The organism is Hymenobacter agri, assembly GCF_054778495.1.
The window spans coordinates 1-6227 of record NZ_BAAGZM010000235.1; the positions used below are offsets into that span (position 1 = coordinate 1).

5 protein-coding genes are annotated in these 6227 nt (G+C 63.4%); 2 read left to right on the top strand and 3 right to left on the bottom strand.

Annotated features, from left to right (window positions below; genetic code table 11):
- A partial coding sequence (locus tag ACYVDE_RS12565; protein WP_460501890.1) for an NAD-dependent succinate-semialdehyde dehydrogenase occupies positions 1 to 1240 on the top strand: 1240 nt, incomplete at its 5' end.
- Positions 1241 to 1316: 76 nt separating this feature from the next.
- On the opposite strand, the gene ACYVDE_RS12570 is transcribed toward ACYVDE_RS12565, so the two are convergent.
- The 3 genes from ACYVDE_RS12570 to ACYVDE_RS12580 form a co-directional block, all read right to left on the bottom strand.
- Positions 1317 to 2069, bottom strand: coding sequence for a YdcF family protein (locus ACYVDE_RS12570; RefSeq protein WP_460501891.1), 753 nt, complete (start codon positions 2067 to 2069; stop codon positions 1317 to 1319).
- Between the two features lie 43 nt (positions 2070 to 2112).
- Positions 2113 to 2469 carry a thioredoxin family protein gene (locus ACYVDE_RS12575; RefSeq protein ID WP_460501892.1) on the bottom strand — a complete coding sequence of 119 codons (357 nt, stop codon included), beginning with the start codon at positions 2467 to 2469 and terminating at the stop codon, positions 2113 to 2115.
- 122 nt (positions 2470 to 2591) lie between these two features.
- Entirely contained in the window at positions 2592 to 4334 is a 1743-nt protein-coding gene (locus ACYVDE_RS12580) for a DUF885 domain-containing protein (RefSeq protein WP_460501893.1), read from the bottom strand.
- A gap of 219 nt (positions 4335 to 4553) precedes the next feature.
- Here ACYVDE_RS12580 and aspA point away from each other — a divergent pair, with 219 nt between their 5' ends.
- Positions 4554 to 5960, top strand: coding sequence for an aspartate ammonia-lyase (gene aspA / locus ACYVDE_RS12585; protein WP_460501894.1), 1407 nt, complete (start codon positions 4554 to 4556; stop codon positions 5958 to 5960).
- Positions 5961 to 6227 lie beyond the last annotated feature (267 nt).

Here is a 6227-nt window from a genome sequence, read left to right on the forward strand (position 1 = left end):
CCGGGCCGCCGCCCTGCTGCGCGAGCGCCAGAACGAGCTGGCCCACCTCATGGCCCTCGAAATGGGCAAGCCCATCACCGACGGCCGGGCCGAGGCGCTGAAGTGCGCTACCTGCTGCGACTACTACGCTGAGCACGCCGAAGCCTTCCTGGCCGATGAGCTCATCAAAACCGACGCCGGCCGCAGCTTCATCAGCTACCAGCCCATTGGCGTGGTGCTGGCCGTGATGCCCTGGAACTTCCCGTTGTGGCAGGTGGTGCGCTTCGCCGCCCCGGCCCTGATGGCCGGCAACGTGGGCCTGCTCAAGCACGCCTCCAACGTGCCGCAGTGCGCCCTGGCCCTCGAAAAGATTTTTCATGATGCGGGGCTGCCGCCGGCCTGCTTCCGTACCCTACTCATCGGCTCCGACCAGGTGGAGCCGCTCATTGCCGACGACCGCCTGCGGGCCGTGACACTGACCGGCTCGGAAGGCGCGGGCGCTTCGGTGGCGGCGCTGGCCGGGCAGTACATCAAGAAAACCGTGCTGGAGCTGGGCGGCTCCGACCCGTTCATTGTGCTGGCCGACGCCGACCTGGCCCTGGCTGCTAAAACCGCCGCCCAGAGCCGCATGATTAACAGCGGCCAGAGCTGCATTGCCGCCAAGCGCTTCATTGTGGAGAAGGCGGTGTGCCGCGAGTTCATCAACCAGTTGAAAACCCACCTGCTGGCCCTGCGCCCCGGCGACCCGCTCGACGAGGCCACGCAATACGGCCCGCTGGCCCGCCCCGACCTGGCCGACGAGCTAACCCAACAAGTGGAAGACTCGGTGAAAAAAGGCGCCAAGATTGAGCTGCACGGCGGCCAGGCCAAGCCCGGCACCGCCCTCTTCCGCCCCATGATATTGTCGAACATCAAGCCCGGGCAGCGCGCCTACTCCGAAGAATTGTTCGGCCCGGTGGCGCTGGTGCTCGAAGCCAAAAACGCCGACGACGCCGTGCGCCTGGCCAACGACTCGCGCTTCGGCCTGGGCGCGGCCGTGTGGACGGCCGACTCCAAAAAAGGCGAGGCCATGGCCCGCCAGATTGAAAGCGGTGCCGTGTTCGTGAACGGCCTGGTGAAGTCGATGCCCGAGCTGCCCTTCGGCGGCGTGAAGAAGTCGGGCTACGGCCGCGAGCTGTCCTACCTCGGCATTCGGGAATTTGTGAACCAGAAGTCGATTTGGGTGGGCAAGGAAACCGCGCCGGTGGCGAAGACGGAGTAGCAGCGAAGTCGATGGAAGAACGTCATGCTGCGCTTGTCGAAGCATGACGTTCTTCTTTTTACTTCCTCCCTCCCTCCTACGCGTAGCCCAGCACCTTATACACCAGCCAGCCGGCCACCTCGTGCATGAGCAGGCTGAAATTGGCCAGGGCATCGGGGTTGGGTATCAGCCAGGCATCGGGCGCGAGGCTGCGGTCGGTGCTGCGGTAGCCAGCCGGGAATTCGAGGGGATGCAGGCCCACTTTGGCGAAGCAGCCCATGGCCCGCCGCTGGTGAAACGCGGAGGTGACGAGGATGAGCGTGTCCTGCTCTGGCGTGAGCAACTGCTTGGTGAACAGCGCGTTTTCGCGGGTGTTGCGGCTTTTTTCTTCGCGAATGATGGCCGAATTGGGCACGCCCGCCAGCCGCAACAATGTGGTGAGGTCGTCGGCCTCGGTGTGGGCTGTGGCCTGTACCGCTCCCGAACCGCCCGACACGATGATGCGCCGCACGCGCCCGGCCCGGTACAGCCACAGCGCACTGGTGAACCGGTCGGCGCCTTGACCGAGGTATACCCGGTCGTGCGGCGACTTTCTGACGCTGGTAATGCCGGTGAGCAGCACGGCGGCATCGGCACGCCGCGGTAGCGCGGCCAGTGGCACCGCCGGACGCTCCCAGACCAGCAGCAGCTCATTTACTATCAGTGGATTGGTCGTAACCAGAAATACCGCCAGCGCGGCCAGCAGCCAGCGGCGCGGCTGCCGGGCCAGCATGGCCCCCAGCAACAGTGCCAGCAGCCACACGGTAGGCACCAGCACCACATCCAAAACCTTCGAAAGCAGAAAAAACATGCTCAAAGGTAGCGGCCCGGCCGGTGTGTGGCCGGTACGGGGCCTACGCGTGGTCGGGCACGAAGGTGCGCAGGCGGTGTAGCTGCGCTTCCACTTCGGCTTCGGTGGTCAGGTTGTCGCATTCCAGGATGCGGCCCTGGCAGTAGCTCACAAAAAAGGGCGCTACCTTCTCCTGCATCAGCTTTTTGGCCACGGGATTTTCGTCGGAGTCGAGGCGCACGAAGAGGATGGACTCGTTGCCGGGGTCGTCGACGAACTTGGCGAAAGGCGGAGCCAGCGCCTGACAGATGGCGCAGTCGGCGGTGGTGAATTTGGCAAACACCTTCATGTGCTCGTGGGTGAGGCGACGCAGGTGCTCATCGTCGGTATCGAGTACGTGCTTGCGCTGTTCTTCCGTCATAAAAAGCCGGTGGCGACCGGTGAGTGGCAATAGTGAATAAAAAAGCAGCCCGCCCCGGCGGGCAGGTGAGCCGAGGCCGGCCGCAAGGCCGTTAAACTGCGAAAAGCGTTTTCAGGTTCAGCTTACTTACGCAGCAACAGTTCGCGGATGTATTTCACCGGCGCGCTGCCGTAGCTGAGGAAGTTTTCGTTGAACGCCTTCAGGTCGAACTCCTTGCCCTGCTTTTGCTTGAGCTCCTGGCGCAGCGCGTAAATCTCGGTATAGCCCGTGAAATAGCTGCTCAGCTGCACTTGGCTGAGGGTGGCGCGCAGCCACTTGCCCCGGGCCTCGGCCTCTTCCTGAAAGCCCTCGCGGCGCAACAGCTTCACCACCTCGGTCTCGCTCATGTTATCGACCTGAATGGCGTGGTCGATGACGGCATTCAGCGTCGAGCGCATGTTCCATTTGTCCCACAGCAGCCACATTTCGTCGGAGTTGTTGCCGTAGCCGCTTTCCAGCATCATGCGCTCGGCGTACACGGCCCAGCCCTCAATCATGGCGCCGTTGCCGAAAATGCTTTTCACCAGCGAGGGCGAGCGGTTGGCGTACACGAGCTGCGTGTAGTGGCCCGGAATGGCTTCGTGGATGTTGAGAATCTGCAGGGTGTAGTCGTTGTACTCGCGCAGGTAGCTCTCGGCCTGGGCTGGCGTCCAGTCGGCCGGAATCGGTTCCACGTTATAGTAGGTATTGGCGCCCTTGTCGTAGGGACCGGGGGCCGACACGCTGGCGCCCGCGCCGCTGCCGCGCATGTAGAGCGGGGTTTCGCGCACTACCAGCGGCTTGCTGGGGTCCTGCGTCAGCAGCTTGTGCTCGTTCACGAAGGCCACGAGGGTCGGAATCTGGCGGCGCACGGCGTCCACAAAACCATCGCGCGGGGCGTGCTTGAGCGTGAGCTGGTTGATGACGGCCGTGATGAGGGCCAGCGTATCGGCCGGGGCCTGCTGGCCGGGCAGATACTTGGGGTAGAGCCGGGCGGCGCGGCGGCCCATGTCATGCAGCAGCTCGGCCTTGTGCCTGAGGGCTTCTTGGTACAGGTCGGCGGCCGAGTAGCGCGACTGAATGTCGTAGGCAAACTTCCGCTCGAACAGCTCCTTACCGATGCGAAACGAGCGGAACTTGCCGGCAGTCAGCACGTCTTTTTTGAGAAAGTCCATGTAGCCCTGCACGGCCGCGCGGGTGGCGGCAATGCGGGCGGTCAGGGTCTTTTTCTCAGCTTCGGTCAGGCCCGATTTCCGCACCGAATCGGCCAGCGCGGCCCCGAACACAGCTAGGCCACCCGTGTTTTGCTTGATGGCCAGCTCGGTGTGCTCCTTCGTAGGGTTGCTGATGTTGGCTTTGGCCGCCGCGTAGTAGTCGGCCGCGTGGCTGATTTTGTCGGAGATGTTGCGCAGACGGCGGTCGAGGCGGAAGTGGCGGCCGTTGAGGAGCTCGCCCACGCTGGCCCCGAGGTTGTAGCTGGCGGGGTTCCACTGCCAGCTGCGGAGCGTGTCGGCGTACCAGCGCTGGGCGCGCAGCTCGTTGCGGAGCAGGCGCAGGTCAATCTGGTTGTTGGGCGAAAGGCTGTCGAGAGTGAATTTGCCCAGCGCGGCCAGGTTTTGCTGCGCGAAAGCGTCGTCGGCCTGGCGCTGGGCGGCGTTGGGAATCAGCAGCAGCGAATCGTACTTGTGGTAGCCCATGCCGGAGGCGTAGTCGGGGCTTTGCTTCCACAACGCTTCAATAAACTGGTTTTTGAAGGCATCGAAGCGGGCATCGGGGCCGATGGTAGCGGTTTTTTCGAGCTGAGAGCAGCCGGCGAGGGCCAGCAGGAGAAGGTATCGGCGTTTCATGCGAGATGATTTAGGGAGATTTTTCCCGCAGTGGCCGCAGTGGAGGACGATGACACTGCGCTCACTGCGCTTGACCATTGCGGCCACTGCGGGAAAGCGTAATCGAGCAAAAACAAATAAACACCCAAATTGCCCCCCCGTTGCAACGCGCCGCCGTAGGTTTGCCCCGGCTTTCGGCCTTTCCGTACACGCCCCATCATCCCACCCCAAAACCCGCCAATGTCCACCTCCCGCACCGAACACGACTTTCTGGGCGAACGCAGCCTGCCCGACACCGCCTACTACGGCATCCAGACGCTGCGCGCCCTCGAAAACTTTGCCATCACCGGCATTCCCATCAAGGCCGAGCCGCTGTTTGTGCAGGCCCTGGCCTACGTGAAAAAGGGCGCCGCCCTGGCCAATAAGGAGCTCGGTGTGCTGCCCGGCAATATCGCCGACGCCATTGCCGCCGCCTGCGACCGCGTGGCCAGCGGCGAGTTCGACAACCAGTTCCTCACCGACATGATTCAGGGCGGCGCGGGCACTTCGGTGAACATGAACGCCAACGAAGTCATCGCCAACGTGGCCCTCGAAATGATGGGCCACCAGAAGGGCGAGTACCAATACTGCCACCCGAATAACCACGTCAACTGCTCGCAAAGCACCAACGACGCCTACCCCACCGCCTTCCGCATTGCCCTCAACAACAAGCTGGTGGGCTACCGCGAAACCCTGGCGGCGCTGGCCGATGCCTTCGCCCAAAAGGCCGAGGAATTCCGCGACATCCTGAAAATGGGCCGCACCCAATTGCAGGACGCCGTGCCGATGAGCATGGGCGACGAGTTCAAGGCCTTCGCCACCAACCTGCGCGAGGAGCTGCTGCGCATCGACGACTCGCGCCGGCTGATTGACGAAATCAACATGGGCGCTACGGCCATCGGCTCGCGCATCAACGCGCCCACCGGCTATCCCGAGCTCGTGACCGAGCACCTGCGCCAGATTACGGGCCTGAACCTGAGCTTGGCCGGCGACCTCTTCGAGGCCACCTACGACACGGGCGCTTACGTGCAGCTATCGGGCGTGCTGAAGCGCACGGCCGTGAAGCTCTCCAAAATCTGCAACGATTTGCGCCTCCTCTCATCGGGCCCGCGCACGGGCATCAACGAAATCAACCTGCCGCCCCTGCAGCCCGGCTCCAGCATCATGCCCGGCAAGGTAAACCCGGTGGTGCCCGAAGTGGTGAACCAGACGGCGTTCTACGTCATCGGGGCCGACCTCACCGTCACGATGGCCGCCGAGGCCGGCCAGCTGCAATTGAACGTGATGGAGCCGGTTATCAGCTTCGCGCTGTTCACCTCCATCTCGTACATGACCAACGCCTGCCGCACCCTGCGCGAGAAATGCGTGGTGGGCATCACGGCCAACAAGGAGCACGCCGAAAACCTGGTGCGCAACAGCATCGGTATCGTGACGCAGCTCAACCCGGTCATCGGCTACGAGGCCTCGGCCGACATCGCCAAGGAAGCCCTCAAAACCGGCAAGTCCGTCCACGACATCGCCGTAACCGAGCGAGGCCTGCTGACGCAGGAGAAATGGGACGAAATTTTCACGTTTGAGAACCTGATTCGGCCGGTGTTCATGAAGTAGGCTGGGCACTTCACCCCCCGTCCCCCTCTCCTCGGGGAGAGGGGAAGCCTTATTACTTTGTGACTTAGGTCGGATTACAATAAAAAAGCCTCGGAGATACGAGGCTTTTTTTATTAGCATAACCTGGCGTCGCCGTGGCTCCCCCTCTCCCCGAGGAGAGGAGGCCGGGGGGGTGAGGGGCCCCACTACTCCACCACCAGCCGCTGCACGGCCACGGCCGCGCGCGACTGCACCCGCACGAAGTAGGTGCCGGCGGCCCAGCCGGTC